Here is a 16440-nt window from a genome sequence, read left to right as displayed (position 1 = left end):
AATCCTATTTAGAGAGGGAATTCTATTTAGGCGGAAGCCCATTTAGAGGGATACCTATTTAGGAAAAATCCTATTTTAGCTCTTGTTGTTTTAGACATTGTGTTTTGTATGAGGGGCATTTTGCAGGAAAGGTGTTTTGAGGGATGTGGCTCCCTTAAAGAAAAACACAAAAGTATCAAAAGAAAAATATAAAAACTTGACAAGGTAAATGTAAAAAGGTATCATAATGATACAATCGGAATTGTGCGTTTAAATCAGAAGAGATCTCTTGATAAAATTCTGTGAGAGGGGTGGGGATGTCTTTCCAAGATTTTGGTGTTTGTTATCCTATTTTGAAGTTTGTTATCCTATGATGTTGTAAACCGGTGCCTAAACCGTTTTTTGAGATGTGGTGGTATCAGGCGGCAAGGCTTTAGGCAGAGGGGGATATTGGCAAAGGATGTCGATTGATGCTCTTTTGTCTAATCAGAAATTAACCACAAAATTGCTTTTTGTTTTTTCGGCTGGAGCTCTCTAAAGTTTTTCAAAAGTGCGTGTTCTTTTTCGCTGTATGTGTCTTGATCGTGGTGTAAGGCATGTTCTTTTGTGGGAATATCTGCTGTTAAAAGGTCCGCATAAAAAAAGTTCATAGGAACTGCTAGTTTTTTAGCAATTTCGAGCAAACATCCCGCGCTTACACGATTGGAGCCTTTTTCGTATTTCTGGATTTGTTGGAAACTGACACCTAAATGGCTTCCTAACTCTTTTTGAGAAAGTCCCATTGAAATGCGTCTGTGACGGATTCTTTTACCTATTGAAATGTCATTAAAATGTGAATTTTTAGTTTGCACTTCAAGCTCCCCTCCGGTTGCGAGCGCCCTCGCATGAGTATTCCGGGAGTTTGAAAGCACTGAGCTCAGCCAGCCTTTTGCTTTTAGTGCTGACAAGCACTTGGACATAGCAAAAGCTCCCGGAATTCCGGGATACCCGCAAAGCGGGATAAATTTATGTACTGAGCGTTCGGGCTTTCAAATCCCTATTTGACCGTTGCGTGGACGATCAAAAACACAGATCAATTCATAAGGCAATTTCAGAAGATTGGCAAGAAAAATCAAAATAATTTCAAAGACTATAAGATTGGGTACTTTTTAAAAAAGTGCGAAATCTGGATTTTTAGTTTGCACTTCAAGCTCCCCTCCGGTTGCGAGCGCCTTCGCATGAGTATTCCGGGAGGTTGAAAATACTGACACTCGGATCAGCTTTTTGCTTTTAGTGCTGAGAAGCACTTGGACATAGCAAAAACTCCCGGAATTCCGGGATATCCGCAAAGCGGGATAAATTTATGTACCGAGCGTTCGGGTTTTCAACTCCCTATTTGACCGTTGCGTGGACGATCAAAAACATAAGCCTATCAGTAAAGTAGTTTCAGAAGATTGGCAAGAACAATTAAAAGATTTGGAAAATGAGAGCATTTTTTGTATCTTAAAAATTGTCTCGTTATCTTCTTATGCCTTATGCTGTAAAATATTGTCATTTGAGGTAGGCTGAGATGGGGGCATTAGAGGCAAGGATATGCCGTCGAGGGACCTTCAAGCATATCAATTTATACGGTGCTTTTTGTGAGAGTGTCTGGATATTTGGAGGGTAGGGGTTATGTCCGTTTCTGGTAAAACAGTATCCTTTGAGGCGTGGTGAGGGGTGTTTTCCAAGTGCAATATACGTGATAAAAGTTGAATTGTTTACAGACTCTTGTTTATCGAGTGGTGGGTTAGTTTGGAAGTTTCGTTTGGCTGATTTCTGTAAAGATGGAAAAGCATAAAAACGTGAATTCGTAAAATGATGTGGAGAATTTATGCTTTTGTTATGGCATGGAATGTGGTCAGAGGACTAGAGCGCGCGCATTTGTGAATGGAACGGAGATCTGAAGTCAATAAGAGGGATTTGTTGAGTAAGAGGCTGGATTATAGTTTACAAACCGGTGCAGGATGGACGCTTGATCCAGTGAGGAAATATGTTTTTTGAAGTGGAATTGTCGACCCGTACTTGTAAGAATTTTTGCTCTTTAAGGTGTGGTGATCTGAAATTAGTAGGAGAAGCCGTTAGAGTGAGTAGCTGGGTTGTTGATAGACCCGTGTTGACAGAGCGGTGCGGGGTAGTGATTTGAGCGTTTCGTTTGGCTGATTTCTTTAAAGACGTAAAAGCGTAAAAACGTGTATCTGTAAAATGATGCGGAGGATTTGGGCTTTATGTGGGCTTTTGTCTTTTAGGGGGTGGTCTCATTTTTAATTGTTGATTGCTTGTTAAGTTTTTTTGCTGATTTTCATGTCATTTTTTGTGTTTGAGATTTTGGTTTCTCTTTAGTTGGAAGGAACATGATGATGGTAGATGAACATTGTCTTCCCTTACGTCGAAGAGGGCGGAAAAAAGGGGCTTTGAATAAAACAACAAAGCGATTTAATGAAGCTCTTTTGACAGCTGCTGAGCAGGCTGGATATCACTATGGTGAAGATGGGTTGGTGTCTTATCTGCAATATCATGCGCTGAATAATCCCGTACCGTTTTTTTCGCTGCTGGCAAAAGTCTTGCCTCTTCAGGTGACGGGAGAAGCAGGGGGAGATGTCAAAACAGTTTCACGTATCGAGATTGTACCAGTGAAGCCTAAAAATACCGAACCAGAGAAGCGTGATCCTTCGGCTACTGAGGCTTGTGATATTGGAAAATGTTGCGCTGAGGCTTGTTGAGGGTTGAGGGATATCGTCTCTTGAACGGGGGTGCTTTATGCCTGTTTGAGAGCTTATAATTGAAGTTGTGGTGAAGGGCCGTGTGCTTTAGGCGTGTGAGCCGTGAAGTTGTTGGGCTTTGGTGGGGGATGTGTGAGGATGTGGACTGGAGGAGACTTCGGTGCATATGGTGTTTTTGGGGCACATGGCTGTCTGGGGGGATGCATGGTCTTTGAGTGTGGTACGTGAAAAATCCGCTTTGATAAGGGATGCGTGAGGATGTGAAATTTAAAAAGTGTGATGCTTTTGCGGACTTTTATGAGGGTGTGCTTTGGGGGGCTTTAGAAGAGGAACTTGGGGCGGATATCGTGCTTTGTGGGGGACAGAGGCGCGGTGTTTGAGGGGCGTGATGGAGAGGCATGCTTAGGGGCGCATATCATGTGTATGTGGGGTGAGGGGAGCCCCATACAAAAAAGTGACATTCATTGAACATGTGCGATAACGAACATGGGATAACATGTGGGATGAAGAAAAGACAAAGTGCTGCTTTGGAGAAGGGTGCTTTTCATTCAATTGCTCTGGGATAAGTAAACTTGGGATAAAAGGGTGTAGCGCAATTATTGCTAAAGGCAATTATTGCTCAAGTATGAAAATTTATAATGACAACTGTTCAGAAAATTTCTCAAAAAATGGAGCAGAATACGGCTCAAGTGGCTGTTATTCCAAAGCTTATTCCTGTTTTTACTGGAAATGCCGATGTGCGAGCTGCTTGGGGAGGACGCGGTTCTGGAAAAACACGTTCTTTTGCTTTGATGTCGGCCGTGGTGGGATATCGCCATGGAATGGCTGGAGAACGCGGGATTATTCTTTGTGCACGGCAATTTCAAAATTCTCTTAATGAAAGTTCTTTGGAAGAAATTAAACGCGCTATCGAAGCTTATCCTTTTTTACAAGACTATTATGAAATCGGCGATAAATATATTAAGTCAAAAGATGGACGGATCGTCTATGTGTTTGCTGGGCTTGATCGCAATATCGCAAGTATTAAATCAATGGGACGCGTTTTCCTTTGTTGGGTCGATGAAGCCGAGCCCGTGACAGAAACTGCTTGGCAAACACTTATTCCAACTTTGCGCGAAGAAGGAAAAGATTGGAATGCAGAATTATGGGTCACATGGAACCCGTGCCATGAAAATGCACCCGTGGAAAAACGTTTCCGAAATGTCGATAATCCTCATATCAAAGGGGTGGAAATCAATTGGCGTGATAATCCGCAATTTCCTGAAAAACTCAATCGTGATCGAATGGACGATTTGCAGCAAAGACCAGAGCAGTATAACCATATTTGGGAAGGCGAATATCTCCAAGCTGTCCAAGGGGCTTATTATCAGAAATGCCTGCTGGAAGCCGAAATGGAAGGGCGGATTACCACTGTTCCACGGGATCCTTTGATGCAGGTGAGAATCTTTTGGGATATCGGGGGAACAGGCGCAAAGGCTGATGCTACCGCATTGTGGGTCGCGCAATTTGTTGGACGGGAAATCCGAGTGCTCGATTATTATGAAGCCCAAGGTCAACCTCTCTCAGAACATGTGGGCTGGGTCTTTCAAAGGGGATATGAAAAGGCTCTTATGGTTTTGCCTCATGATGGCGCAACAAAAGATCGTGTCTATAATGTGAGTTTTGAAAGTGCCCTTCAACAAGCCGGTTTTCAAACCAAAATAATTCCTAACCAAGGAACAGGCGCTGTTAAAATGCGTATCGAAGCCGTAAGGCGGTTGTTTCCTGCTCTATGGTTTAATCGTGAAACGACATCTGCCGGGAGAAAAGCGCTCGCCTGGTATCATGAAAAGCGTGATGAACAGCGCAATATCGGACTAGGCGCTGAACATGATTGGGCAAGCCATGGCGCCGATGCCTTTGGACTGATGTGTGTGGCTTATGAACAACCAAATGCTAGAGCGCAAAAAAAACCTTATCGCTCTTCTCACCATTCTCAAACTTCATGGATGGCTTTTTAATGAATAGTTCTATAAATTCTTCTTTTAATCAAATCGAAACGCTTGAAAATCAAGCTCTCTTTAAAAAACTCGTGGGTTGGTATCAGGATGATATTGATCATGTCGAAAAATGGCGAAAAAATGCCCAAGAAGATTACGATTTTTATAATGGACGGCAATGGAATGAGCAAGACTTGGCTGTCTTGCACGAACAAAACAGACCCGTGATGACTTTTAATCGTATTGCACCTTTAATTAATGCTGTCATCGGGGCTGAGCGCAATAATAAAAGGCAAGTGCAATTTATTCCACGACAAGAAGGCGCTGCCTTTGCAAACCAGATTCTGACAGGAGCAGCCGAATGGTTTCGTGATGAAGCTGACGGGGAATACGAAGATTCCGATGCCTTTCAAGATGCAATTATTTGCGGAATGGGCTGGACAGATACACGCCTTGATTATGAACAAGATCCGCAAGGAAAACCAGTCATTGCGCGGCTGGACCCTATGAAAATGGTGTGGGATGCTAGTGCTGTTAAGTCTAATCTCATTGATGCTCAACGCTTATGGTATATTGATGAAAAACCGCTTGCTGTGGCGCAGGAAATGTTTCCCAATGTTCATTGGAGCGATCTTCATGCTGATTGGGTTAAATATCAGAGCTTTTTACACCCAACCAGCAATGGAATGACACAAAGTTATCAAGCAGAGGGAGGGGATCTGCTAGAGGGAGAAGAGGCAAGCTGTTATCAACGTCCTAAAATGGTGACATTGGCGGAATGTCGCTGGTTTGAACGCGAGGTGGTTTATAAAGTCCTTGAGCCTCAAAGTGGAAAGTTTGTCGATTATTCAGAGCAGGATTTCCAAAATTTAAGCAAAACCTTTCCTCATGTCCAGGCAACAAGGTTGAACAGAAAAATTGTCAAACGGGCATTTTTAGGTAGAAAGCTGCTCGAGGCGCCTGATAAGCCCTTGGGGCCACCCAATCAATTGGGATGGGAGTGTATTACCGGTACTTTTGATAAGTTAAGCCGACAATTTTATGGACTGGTCAAGCCAACAAAAGATCCGCAACGGTGGGCAAATAAATATTTTAGTCAAGTGATGCATTTGCTTAATAGCCAATCAAAAGGCGGAGTTATGGCAGAACGCGATGCTTTTGATGATGATCGACAAGCCGTCGAGAGTTGGGCTAGAGCCGATAGCATTACTTGGTTGAAAAGTGGGGCTGTGTCTGGCGGAAGAATCCAACCTAAACCCGTGGCGCAATTTCCGCAAGGTTTTTTTCAATTGTTTAATGAAGCAAAGAGCGCACTCGAACAGGTGACGGGGTTGTCTTCTGAATTTATTGGGACGCGAGCTGTCAATCAGCCTGGTATTCTTGAACAACAACGACGACAATCGTCACTTAATCTTTTGGCTTCCTTTTTTGATGGGTTGCGTCGATATCGGCAACGACAGGGAAAAATTATTCTCTATCTTATTCAAAATTATCTGTCCGATGGGCGGTTGGTGCGTATTGCTGGTGATGAAAATGCCCAGTATGTGCCGCTGACACGCGAAATGGTGACAAGTTTGGAATATGATATTGTCGTGGATGATGCACCAACAAGTCTTAATGAAAAAGAGCGTACTTTTGCACTGATCATGCAATTGCTGCCTTTGATGCAAAATTTTACAACGCCTGAGATTATGCTCGATCTCTTACGCTATTCGCCTTTACCGGCTTCACTTATTCATAAAATTGCGATAAAGGCGCAAAACTCTTTTCAAGAAGAGCAAAATGCCTCAGCGCAGATGGGGGATAATGTGGGGACAGAGCAGATAATGCAGATGTTGCAGACAGCAAAGGCTCAACAATAGGGTGCTTTGTCATGCGTGACTTCTGATAAACGCCATATATCATAAATTGCTTATCGATTTTCGTAGTGCATGGGCTCCCTTTTCTTAAAAGAACTGTTTTGTAGGGCAGGACTGTTGGGAAAAGTAGGGTGGAGAGGGAGTCTTGCCCGTCATGTGGGGTGAACATGGTGGGAATGGTGGGCGCAGAATGGGCTTATCGATTTTTGTAGTGCAATGGGCTCCCTTTTCTTAAAAGAACTGTTTTGTAGGGCAGTGTTGTTGGGAAAAGTAGGGTGGAGAGGGGAGTTTTGCCGTCATGTGGGGTGGAGAGCATTGGGGGGAATACTGGTGCTCAAATGATGGGAGAACATTGAGGGGATAAGTGCTTATGGGCTGTTTTATCTGAAAAATTTGATTTTATTGTTTAAAAAAAGAGAAGGCTAATGTCATGGATCAAGAACACTTAACGCCGGCAGAACAAAACCAATTGAAACAAGATTTTCTGGTCTCAACACAAGAGGGAGAAGATGGTGAAATTGCAAGAGAAGAAAAAACTCTTGAAGATAATTTTCAAGGGCAAGTGCATCAACAACAGGACTCTTCGCAAAAGGCTGGAAAAGAGGTTCAAGGGGGAGAAGATGTTCCACCAGATCCGCAAAAAGACTTTATGGGCTATATGCAATGGTTGGGAAAAACACTCCAAAAACAAGGGCTTGTACATGAAAAACAACAGCCTTCTCTTGCTCGCGAAGCAGAACAGTTGCATGCATTTTTTCAGCAGTCTGTTGCCAGTGTTAAACAAAAGCATCATGATTTTGATCAAGCAGCTGATTTTATTTATGAAACGCGGGCTAAACAGTTGGCAGCTTGTGCTTCGCTCTATCCTGAGATGGCAGATCCCCAAAATATTGATGCGATAATTGGTGATGAGTTGAAGCAGATCTTGCGCGATTGTGCGCAAAAAAATCAAAATCCGGCTGAAGTGATTTACTCTATTGCACAAAAAATTGGCTACACAAATGTTCCCAATAACATGGGTGAAAATTTACAGGAAAGACACAATTCTGCACGTACTCTTGCTGCTTATAACGGCTTGACGCCAAATGGGCCGATTTCTTTGGATATGCTTGATAAAATGTCAGAAGCAGAGTTTAGCGCTTGGGTTGCTGATCCTAAAAATAAAGCCGCTTTTAATCGTTTAATGGGGGGAAGAGAATTTTAAAAACAAGAATGTGGCAGGTGTTTTTTGCGGGAATGTTAAGAGGCTTTTGGCGCAGAAGAATGCGGGAGTGTTTTTTGCGGGGAATGTTAAGAGGCTTTTGGTGCAGGAGAATGCGGGGGGTGTTTTTTGCGGGAACGTTAAGAGGCTTTTAGCGCAGGAGAATGCGGGAGTGTTTTTTGCGGGAACGTTAAGAGGCTTTTAGCGCAGGAGAATGCGGGGGAGTGTTTTTTGCGGGAATGTTAAGAGGCTTTTGGCGCAGGAGAATGCGGGGGGATTTCTTAAACACGGATGTGGAGAGGAGAGCTCTTATAAGGGGGAGGCAGACGCTAACAGAAATTAGATAAAACTCACAAACAACCTATTCACCATTTGAAATGAAATGTGGTGTTTTAACAACCGGCGCTTTGCCGGGTTTTTTATGTCAATAAAACTTTTAGAGGACAAAATGACTGTAACTTATATCGGACTTAATGATCCAATGGCAGTGCGCACATGGTCTAAATTACTAAACCAAGAAGTCTCAAAAGCACTTCCAATTGCACCGTTGATTGGAAATGATTCAAACAGTATCGTACAATTAAAAGATGAAACCACGAAAGCAAGTGGGGATGCTATTAGCTTTAATTTGCGTGTGCAGTTGCTAGGCGATGGGGTGAGCGAAGGGCAGACATTGGAAGGCAATGAAGAAGCTTTACAGTTTCTCAATGATCGCTTGGCAATTAATGAACTCGTTCATGCTGTGCGTGTCAAAAATGAGGGAACGATTGATCAACAACGAATTCTCCATGATTTGCGCACCGAGGCAAAAAATGGTTTGGTTGATTGGTATGCAGATCGTCTGAGTATGATGTTCTTCATTCAAGTTTGCGGGTATACCGCAAAAACAATTAACTTTGAAGGACGCACGATTACCCTTAAACCAGTTCATTATGGGTTTAATGCGCCAACGGCACCAACCAATAAACGTGTGGTACGTCCTAATGATAAAGCAAAAGATGAGGACTTAAAAGAAGACGATGTTTTTGATCTCAGCTTGATTGATAAAGCAGTTGAACGGGCTAAATTGGCAAATCCTAAAATTAGACCTGTGCGGATTGATGGCGAAAATGTCTATGTGCTTTATCTACATCCAACCCAAGTGACACAATTGCGAACCAATACTGATGCGGGGCAATGGCTCGACATTACTAAGGCAATCTATAGTGGAAGTCGTATCAAAAATCCGCTCTATGATGGGTCTTTGGGCATGTATAATGGTGTGGTTTTGCGCGAAGCTGAACATATTACCGAAGGGGTCGAAGCTGGAACCGCTAACAAAGCTGTACCAAATGTGCGGCGGGCTGTTCTGCTTGGTGCACAGAGTGCTGTGATTGCTTTTGGTAAAGATCGAGGGGCGACACGCTATAAATTGGTGGAAGAACTCTTCGACTATGAAAGAGAATTCGGGGTTGCGGCAAAAACCATTATCGGTATGAAAAAAACTTGCTTTACCTTGCCAGGAAGTACGCAAGGGGCTCAGGATTTTGGCACTATTGTCATTCCAACTTATGGAGCGCCAGCTTAAAGCGAACGCTTGCTCTCTTCCCCCAACAAGAGGGATCTGTTGGGGGAAAAATTTAAAATGCTTCCAGAAACAAGGACAGGCTTATGACCACTTTATCCACTGATCCCCAAAATCTAAACCTTACACATTCAGACCATTCTAAAACTTTTGCTTATATGGTCGCGCTTATTCAAGATGAAATTGATGATACAACAGCGGAATATTCCCTGCAAATTCAAGATTCAATTTTTACGGCTTTGCGTTTGTGTGAACGCGAACCCTTTTTCTTTAATGAAAAAAGAGAAAGGACGTTTAAAACACAAAGTGGTAAAACATGGTATGGGCAAGAAGAGGGGGTTTTTATTGAAGCAGAAAAGAGTTTGGAGGGCGTCTTTTTAGTAACAAAGAGTGCAACACCAACAAAGTTGTTCTTTAAGCCCTTGGAAGTGTTGCATCAACAATATGGTATGCATCCTGCGCTAGGAACGCCATTCTTTTATACCTACCTTGATCAAAAAATAGGACTCTTTCCAACACCAGAACATGTGGAAACTGTACAGCTTTCTTATGCTCCTGTTCATTTTGCCGATGAACAGCTGAAAGAGGATGATAACCCTTGGTTGATTTATGCTTTTGATCTTATTAAAGCACGAGCAAAATATGAACTTTATAAAAATATCCTTAAAGATCCTGAATATGCCGCCGTTTCTTTCAGAGATTTTCAAGAACAGCTTCAAGCTTTGCGTATTGAAACATCGCGCCGAAAAGATTCTTCAAAGATTCGCCCAATGCGTTTTTAAAAGACTTGTTTCCAAATCGTTTATGGTTGGCGTTGAAGGTTGGTTTGGCACTGGTGGCTGGTTTGTCCCTTATGGCTGGATACGCCGTTGGGTGTTGATGGTGAAGGGCTGGTGGATGACGTTAGGGTGGCTATTATTGATGGTATCGTTTTTTTGGTGCGTTAAACAACCTAAGGTTGTTTATTTTGTTGAATTTTATGCCTTTAGAGTTTTAAGGGCTTTTGTGGTTTTTTATCCATAAGCCTTGGTGTTTTGAATGGCACTGAGCTTTTCAAAGATTTTATGGGGGGCTTTTGATGGCTCTTTCCCCCGTCATTGTGGGGGTTGATTTGCGGGCAGTTGATTTTGGTTTGGCGCTGGTGGGTGGCGTTGGGGTGGCTATTATTGATGGTATCGTTTTTTTTTGGTGCGTTAAACAACCTAAGGTTGTTTATTTTGTTGAATTTTATGCCTTTAGAGTTTTAAGGGCTTTTGTGGTTTTTTATCAATAAGCCTTGGTGTTTTGAATGGCACTGGGCTCTTCAAAGATTTTATGGGGGTCTTGATGGCTTTTTTCCCAATCGCTGATTATCGACCCGATGTGGCGGATATCAATGGAATTTTTACCGATGAACTTGTTAATGTGCTCCCAGCTGATGGCTCCTATATCCCTATGCCAAGTTTTGAGCCTTTATCAGAGCCTTGTCCGGAGCCAATTTTAGGCACTCTTGCGGTTAAAACAAAAAATGGAGTTTCTATTATTGTCGGGACAAGAGAAAAAATCTTCTTACTTGATAATACAACAATGAACTGGAAAGATATTAGCCAAAAAGGAAAACCTTATCTGGCTAATGTTGATGCTCCGTGGTCTTTTGCTTTGTTTGGTGATTTTATCATTGCTGTGAATGCCAATGATAAACCACAAGTGATTGATATTAATCATGATAAAACATTTAGAAATTTAGGAGGAAATCCACCACAGGCAGGGATTGTTCGAATCTGGGGAGATTTCGTTTGTTTGATGAAATTAACTGAGTATCCAAGACGGGTTCATTGGTCTGGATTAAATGATGCTGAATTTTGGACCGTGGGGAAAAAAAGTTGTGATTATCAAGATTTTCCTGATGGCGGATTCGTCCAAGGGGCAACCGAGACAACAAATCCAATTATCTTTATGCGTTCTGCAATCTATGCTGGTTCTTTTATCCCTGGCTCTAAGATTATTTTTAGTTTCCAAAAAATCCACGATAAACGAGGCGCAAAAAATGCTGAATCAATTGTTTGTAGAGGCGATTTAGCATTCTTTGCCGATGAGGGCGGGTTTTATCAAATAACAAATGAGGGACAGATTATACCCATTGGGTTCGAAAAAGTCGATCGAACGATGACCGCAAAATCAAGGAAGGATAATCTGTACACTCTGTCTGCGGCTATCGATGGGGTGTATAATCGTGTTTATTGGATGGTTGATTCTGATGAGAACCTTCATAAACGTATCTTGCTCATTTATGATTGGGGATTGCAAAAATGGACAAAAGCTCTCGTCGATATCAAAATGATATTGCCTATTTTCTTAGCCGGAACAACCCTAGAAGGTCTTGATTTTGTGACTAAGAATATTGATGACTTGTCCTTTTCTCTCGATAGTAAAGCTTGGAAAAATGAATCGCCTATTCTGGGGGCATTTGATCAACAGGGGAGACTGGGTTCGTTTTCTGGGTGTCCTATGGCTTGTGTCGTGACATCACAAGAAATGGGGCAGACAAATGGCATGATAACACGGGTGAAAAATATTATGCCTCAAGTCAATAGTGGAAAGTTTTATTTGTCTGTGGGAATGCGCTTTCGACAATCTCTTGAAGAGGAAACTGTTTGGTTGCCAGAAAAACAGCCCTCTTATAATACTGGACAAATTCACTGTCGTGCAAGGGCACGGTTTTATCGCTTTAAATTGCGTATTCCTGAAGGGGTGAATTGGACTCATGTCACTGGATTTGATGTGGAATTGACGCGGGCCGGCATGCGATAGGCATGCCCTTTTATAATACCATGCGATAGGCATGTCCTTTTGTAATACCATGCGATAGGCTCAAGCCTCTATTATTAAAGAACAAATGCCCCATAGGCTTCCCAAACCTTTATAAACAAAGGCACAATGCGATAAGCTGTGTCTTTATAATATGAAGAACAAGGTGGTGCGTTATGTTTCATGCTTTTCTGCGATAAAGGAAAATAGGCTGCACCATGGTTTATTTTTATAAAGAAAAAAGTTCCCTCTTTGTTGTGACAAAGGGATGATGGGGCTTTTTTTCTTTTATTGTGCGGGGGGCATGGAATGCGTGAAATGCGTAGGGGGATGTAATTTGAGGGGAGATGAGTGATGAAGCTAAAAGAGCTAAAATTATGATGCAAGAGAGTCAAGATTTATATTCTGCTCATCTGACAGAGCAGTGGCCATGGGAAAAAATAGCTCCCTATCAAGAGGCACTCAATGCTGCATTGAAAAAATATGTTCAGCGCTTTCCGGATGATGTTTGTCTGGAAAAAATTGCTGAAGAAATCGCTACAGGACAAGCACAATTGTGGCTGGTCTTAAAAAATAAAATCCAATTTAGTGCTTTTGCAATTACCAAAGTTGAAATAACCCATACGGGAAAAAAATGCGTCGTTCTCGCTGATCTTGCGGGAGAGGGAGGGCTGAAATTGGTCAAGTTGATTGATGAAGTCGAAAAATGGGCGCGAACAATCAATGCTGAAGAAATGCACATGTTTGGAAGAACTGGATGGGCGAAAAAGCTCGCTCATCACGGATATTCTCGTAATCTTATTCAATATAGAAAGGTTCTGAACCCATGAGTAGAAAAACCACACCTCAAGTGCAGACAACAACACAAACAAATGCTCCACCTGCTTGGGCGGCTGATATTCTTAAACAAGCCAGTGCTGATGCACTTGGACTTTATAATAAAGGAATTGGCGGAAACGTTTATCAGGGAGACAGAGTCGCTGGTCTTAGCAATATGACAAAAAATGCGCTGACCGGTTTACAACAAGCAGCAGGGCTCTATAACAATCCAACGGTAACGCAATGGTTGAGTGCACCAACCAACAGCGCTACAAATCTTTCCGGTATGGCTAAGGGAAGCTGGATTGGAAGCAATAGTAAATTTAATACTGCATTGCAAAATGCTCTGAATAAAACGTCCGATGCAATTAATCAATCGATGTCGGGAGCAGGACGTTATGGCTCTGGGGCTCATACTGGTGTGCTGGCCGATGAGTTAGGCGCCTTGGCAACAAATGCTGCAGCACAGCAATATAATCAAGATATTAACAATATGATGAATGCAAACCAGATGATTGATCGCTCTCAGAATGATCAAGTTAATGCGGCAAATAGCTATTATCAAGGACAGAGTAACGTGCAAAGCAATGCTTTGAAAGGGGGCATGATTCAAGATATAAACCGCCAAAATGTCTTAGATGCTGAACGCCAAAAATGGTCAGAAAAAGATAATCAAGATTGGAACCGATTGCAAAGTTTGTTACAGGTAGGAACACAGGCTGCTGGAAATTACGGAACGACTTCAGGAAAATCCACGACAATGCCTTCTGTGACAAAAGATCCATTGCGTGATGCGCAGCAAGTGCTTGGATTGGTCGGAGGAATTTTAGGGCTTTGTGATGTGAGAGCAAAAGAAAATATTATCCCTGTGGGGCAGAAAAAGGGATATCCACTTTATACCTTTAATTATAAGGGAAATCCACAACGTTATCAGGGCGTTATGGCGCAAGACGTGTTGCGTGTGAACCCTGAAGCTGTTTATGTCAATGCGAAAACAAAGTTATTGCATGTTGATTATGACAAAATAGGCCTGAAAATGGAAAAAATGAAAATGGAGAAAATGCCGGCATCTAAAAATAAAATTGCGGCTTTCTTTTCTTCATTTTTTGCTCGTTTTCCCTTTTTGAAAAAAGAGTATCTTCTATGAGTTCAATTTATGATTGGTCAATTGTTGCATCAGAAAATGCTTATGTCGACGAGAATATAAACTGGGCAGAAGGGCAACCGCCAAGCACAGTCAATGATAGTGCTCGCGCTATGATGCAACGCATCAAAGAATATTTGTTGGATAATGGGGGCGTGATTGAAACACAGTTTACTGTCGATGTGAAAAATGAGAGAACGTCACTTCGTTTGGCAACAAAGTCTTTTTTTGAGACTTATATGGATGGCATTGTTGTGCGCTTTAAAGCACAAGGCGTCAACAGAGGAATAACAAATATTTCTTTAAATCAATTGCCGCCAAGACCAACTTATATGGCAACGCCAGAGGGTATTATGCCTTTAAAGGGCGGGGAAATTCAAAAAGGGGGGCTTTATGAGATCGTCTATACGCGTGATATTGCCGGAAAAAATGCTGATGGCTGGTTTTTAACCAATCCTACTATAAAACTTCCTGAAATTCCGCCCTTTCCTCCTTTGCCTGAAACTTTTTCTTCTGGATTTATCGGGACTTTTGCTACAGAAAAAATACCCTCTGGATGGTTACTGTGTGATGGTAAAGAATATTCGCGAAGGAACTATGCTAATCTCTTTGCTGTTCTGGGAGAAACATGGGGAAAAGGAGACGGGAGAACAACATTCAATGTTCCCGATTTGCGTGGAATGTTTTTACGGGGGCTCGATAGTGGAAAAGAAATTGATAAAGGACGTCGCTTGGGAAGCCGACAAGAAGAGTCTTTTCAATCCCATACCCATGAGGGAAAAACAGATTCAGCAGGTAACCACCAGCATAGTTATCCAATGATTGAAGAGGTAGTTTGGGATATGAATCACGGTGAATATTATAGACATCTGGCTCAAGTCTACAATAAAGATCGGTTAACGAAGGCTGCGGGAGAGCATGAACATAAGGTCTTGTTGCAAAAAACAGGGGGTGATGAAACACGCCCCGTCAATATGGCGGTGGTTTATGCCGTCAAAGCCTGAGAATGAAAGCTGTGTGAGAGAAAGATAAAAATGCTTGCAAAATATCTGTTATGAGAAAAAGTCTTATAGAATATAAAGTCTTATAGAATATATTGTGTAGAAAGTTTTGAGGCGCTTTAGAAAAAACTCAATTCTCTTTATTCTTTTATTTTTTGTGCTGCCTTTGTTGGATGTCTAAAGGTAAGTTTGCCTATTGTTCTTTAGAGGATCAAGACAGTGATTATTGAAGGTAGGGGGAGAACAAAAAACCTTTCTTTATTCATGGCGCTTTTTGCTGAGGAATAAAGATTTTATCCCAAATGCCTCTCTCTTGTGGTGTCGTGATACAGTATTTCAAGTGCTGGGTTTAAACCGCTGCTGTGCGATGACAAAAAACCCATGGGTAAATTTTATCCTATTATACTGTAAAACATCGTCATTAAAACACTATTATTGAAGGTGGTGATATCAGTAAGATAGCTTAAAGTATTTAATACATTAGCAAATGTTCTGGGGAGGATTTGCTCGTAGAGTTTTCATGCAAGTGAACCATATAAGTGAGTAGCAGACGGAATCCTTTCAGAAGAGTTGGATTGTTTACAAACCGATGTAGGGCTAAAACCTTTGTCCTTTGAGGGTGGCGGAAAGAGGTCAACGGATATGTTTATTTAAAGCGAGAAAAAGCAAAATGGAGCGCTCCCTTTTTTGGCAAAGCGTGTAGGAAAAAAGCCACTCTTTGTTTTCAAAATGGGTGCACTGTTGGCAAGAGCAGCAGGTTGGCGATGCGTTGTAGTACATGGTGAGGCATTGAACCCTCTGAGATGGCATTTTGTGCGTATCAGGCAACTTCTTGAAACAGGATGAGAGTGATACGAGAAAATCTATAAGACAATAGTTTATCCCGTTGTGTTGTAAAATACCATTGTTTGAGATGTGGTTAAAATTTTATGCATGGGGTGTTTTTCATCTGTGCGTATTCCTAACGCAGCATTTTTTTGTAGAATAACTCTGGACAGGGGATACATTACAAGGATGCATTTGAAGGGGGAAGCCAAGTCAAATCTGTTAGATAAGAAGCCAGATTGTTTACAAACCATTGTTTATTGATTGCCATTATTTAAAGACCGGTGTGGGCTTTGTCCTTTTGGGAAAGCTGACACAGCATGCAAGGTGACATGCATTTCTCTTTGGTTTTAGGTGGTAAAATCATCATTTTAGGTGGAAAACAGAGTATAATCTAAAAAAATACCTTGTAAAAATTTTCGATGAGGAATTTTTTTTCAAAAGCTTTTCATATGGTTTTCTGAGGTTTTCTGAGGTTTTCTGAGGTTTTCTGAGGTTTTCTGAGGTTTTCTGAGGTTTTCTGAGGTTTTCTGAGGTTTTC

General features: G+C 41.8%; 14 protein-coding genes. 13 read left to right on the top strand and 1 reads right to left on the bottom strand.

The window, feature by feature from the left end; all coding sequences use genetic code 11:
* Positions 1-461: 461 nt before the first annotated feature.
* Positions 462-830 carry a helix-turn-helix domain-containing protein gene (locus tag ACFIJL_RS03935; RefSeq protein WP_375622909.1) on the bottom strand — a complete coding sequence of 123 codons (369 nt, stop codon included), beginning with the start codon at positions 828-830 and terminating at the stop codon, positions 462-464.
* 1527 nt (positions 831-2357) lie between these two features.
* Between ACFIJL_RS03935 and ACFIJL_RS03930 the strand changes: the two genes are divergently transcribed.
* The 13 genes from ACFIJL_RS03930 (at position 2358) to ACFIJL_RS03870 (ending at position 15920) form a co-directional block, all read left to right on the top strand.
* Positions 2358-2720, top strand: a complete 363-nt coding sequence (locus tag ACFIJL_RS03930) for a hypothetical protein (protein WP_375622907.1) — start codon at positions 2358-2360, stop codon at positions 2718-2720.
* A gap of 638 nt (positions 2721-3358) precedes the next feature.
* Complete coding sequence (locus ACFIJL_RS03925; RefSeq protein ID WP_375622726.1) at positions 3359-4720, top strand: PBSX family phage terminase large subunit; 1362 nt, start codon at positions 3359-3361, stop codon at positions 4718-4720.
* On the top strand, positions 4720-6561 hold the full coding sequence (locus tag ACFIJL_RS03920; protein ID WP_375622724.1) for a portal protein: 1842 nt from the start codon (positions 4720-4722) through the stop codon (positions 6559-6561). The genes ACFIJL_RS03925 and ACFIJL_RS03920 overlap by 1 nt, the downstream gene beginning before the upstream one ends.
* Positions 6562-6988: 427 nt before the next feature.
* Positions 6989-7762, top strand: a complete 774-nt coding sequence (locus ACFIJL_RS03915) for a hypothetical protein (protein ID WP_375622722.1) — start codon at positions 6989-6991, stop codon at positions 7760-7762.
* 445 nt (positions 7763-8207) lie between these two features.
* Positions 8208-9326, top strand: coding sequence for a N4-gp56 family major capsid protein (locus ACFIJL_RS03910; RefSeq protein WP_273791303.1), 1119 nt, complete (start codon positions 8208-8210; stop codon positions 9324-9326).
* 83 nt (positions 9327-9409) lie between these two features.
* Positions 9410-10105: a hypothetical protein gene (locus tag ACFIJL_RS03905; protein ID WP_375622720.1), complete on the top strand. Its 696-nt coding sequence runs from the start codon at positions 9410-9412 to the stop codon at positions 10103-10105.
* Positions 10106-10127: 22 nt separating this feature from the next.
* Positions 10128-10346, top strand: a complete 219-nt coding sequence (locus ACFIJL_RS03900) for a hypothetical protein (protein WP_375622718.1) — start codon at positions 10128-10130, stop codon at positions 10344-10346.
* A gap of 55 nt (positions 10347-10401) precedes the next feature.
* Positions 10402-10596, top strand: a complete 195-nt coding sequence (locus ACFIJL_RS03895) for a hypothetical protein (protein ID WP_375622716.1) — start codon at positions 10402-10404, stop codon at positions 10594-10596.
* Positions 10597-10649: 53 nt separating this feature from the next.
* Positions 10650-12113 carry a hypothetical protein gene (locus ACFIJL_RS03890; RefSeq protein WP_375622714.1) on the top strand — a complete coding sequence of 488 codons (1464 nt, stop codon included), beginning with the start codon at positions 10650-10652 and terminating at the stop codon, positions 12111-12113.
* Positions 12114-12457: 344 nt separating this feature from the next.
* Positions 12458-12940 (top strand): hypothetical protein, encoded by a 483-nt coding sequence (locus ACFIJL_RS03885; RefSeq protein ID WP_375622712.1) that lies wholly within the window; start codon positions 12458-12460, stop codon positions 12938-12940.
* A complete protein-coding gene (locus tag ACFIJL_RS03880) occupies positions 12937-14076 on the top strand; it encodes a tail fiber domain-containing protein (RefSeq protein ID WP_375613652.1) in 1140 nt (379 codons plus the stop codon). The genes ACFIJL_RS03885 and ACFIJL_RS03880 overlap by 4 nt, the downstream gene beginning before the upstream one ends.
* A complete protein-coding gene (locus ACFIJL_RS03875; protein ID WP_375622710.1) occupies positions 14073-15077 on the top strand; it encodes a phage tail protein in 1005 nt (334 codons plus the stop codon). Before ACFIJL_RS03880 ends, ACFIJL_RS03875 begins: the two co-directional genes overlap by 4 nt.
* A 684-nt stretch (positions 15078-15761) precedes the next feature.
* Complete coding sequence (locus ACFIJL_RS03870) at positions 15762-15920, top strand: hypothetical protein (RefSeq protein WP_375622708.1); 159 nt, start codon at positions 15762-15764, stop codon at positions 15918-15920.
* Positions 15921-16440 lie beyond the last annotated feature (520 nt).

The organism is Bartonella sp. TT119HLJHH, from assembly GCF_042193385.1.
Lineage (GTDB): Bacteria > Pseudomonadota > Alphaproteobacteria > Rhizobiales > Rhizobiaceae > Bartonella.
The sequence above is the reverse complement of the archived record's forward strand: the minus strand, read 5'-3'. Positions and strand labels throughout refer to the sequence as shown.

What these genes read in the sequence shown, in the direction of transcription:
- ACFIJL_RS03930 (WP_375622907.1), top strand. Translation starts at nt 2,358, where the DNA reads ATGGTAGATGAACATTGTCTTCCCTTACGTCGAAGAGGGCGGAAAAAA.
- ACFIJL_RS03925 (WP_375622726.1), top strand. Translation starts at nt 3,359, where the DNA reads ATGACAACTGTTCAGAAAATTTCTCAAAAAATGGAGCAGAATACGGCT.
- ACFIJL_RS03920 (WP_375622724.1), top strand. Translation starts at nt 4,720, where the DNA reads ATGAATAGTTCTATAAATTCTTCTTTTAATCAAATCGAAACGCTTGAA.
- ACFIJL_RS03915 (WP_375622722.1), top strand. Translation starts at nt 6,989, where the DNA reads ATGGATCAAGAACACTTAACGCCGGCAGAACAAAACCAATTGAAACAA.
- ACFIJL_RS03910 (WP_273791303.1), top strand. Translation starts at nt 8,208, where the DNA reads ATGACTGTAACTTATATCGGACTTAATGATCCAATGGCAGTGCGCACA.
- ACFIJL_RS03905 (WP_375622720.1), top strand. Translation starts at nt 9,410, where the DNA reads ATGACCACTTTATCCACTGATCCCCAAAATCTAAACCTTACACATTCA.
- ACFIJL_RS03900 (WP_375622718.1), top strand. Translation starts at nt 10,128, where the DNA reads ATGGTTGGCGTTGAAGGTTGGTTTGGCACTGGTGGCTGGTTTGTCCCT.
- ACFIJL_RS03895 (WP_375622716.1), top strand. Translation starts at nt 10,402, where the DNA reads ATGGCTCTTTCCCCCGTCATTGTGGGGGTTGATTTGCGGGCAGTTGAT.
- ACFIJL_RS03890 (WP_375622714.1), top strand. Translation starts at nt 10,650, where the DNA reads ATGGCTTTTTTCCCAATCGCTGATTATCGACCCGATGTGGCGGATATC.
- ACFIJL_RS03885 (WP_375622712.1), top strand. Translation starts at nt 12,458, where the DNA reads ATGAGTGATGAAGCTAAAAGAGCTAAAATTATGATGCAAGAGAGTCAA.
- ACFIJL_RS03880 (WP_375613652.1), top strand. Translation starts at nt 12,937, where the DNA reads ATGAGTAGAAAAACCACACCTCAAGTGCAGACAACAACACAAACAAAT.
- ACFIJL_RS03875 (WP_375622710.1), top strand. Translation starts at nt 14,073, where the DNA reads ATGAGTTCAATTTATGATTGGTCAATTGTTGCATCAGAAAATGCTTAT.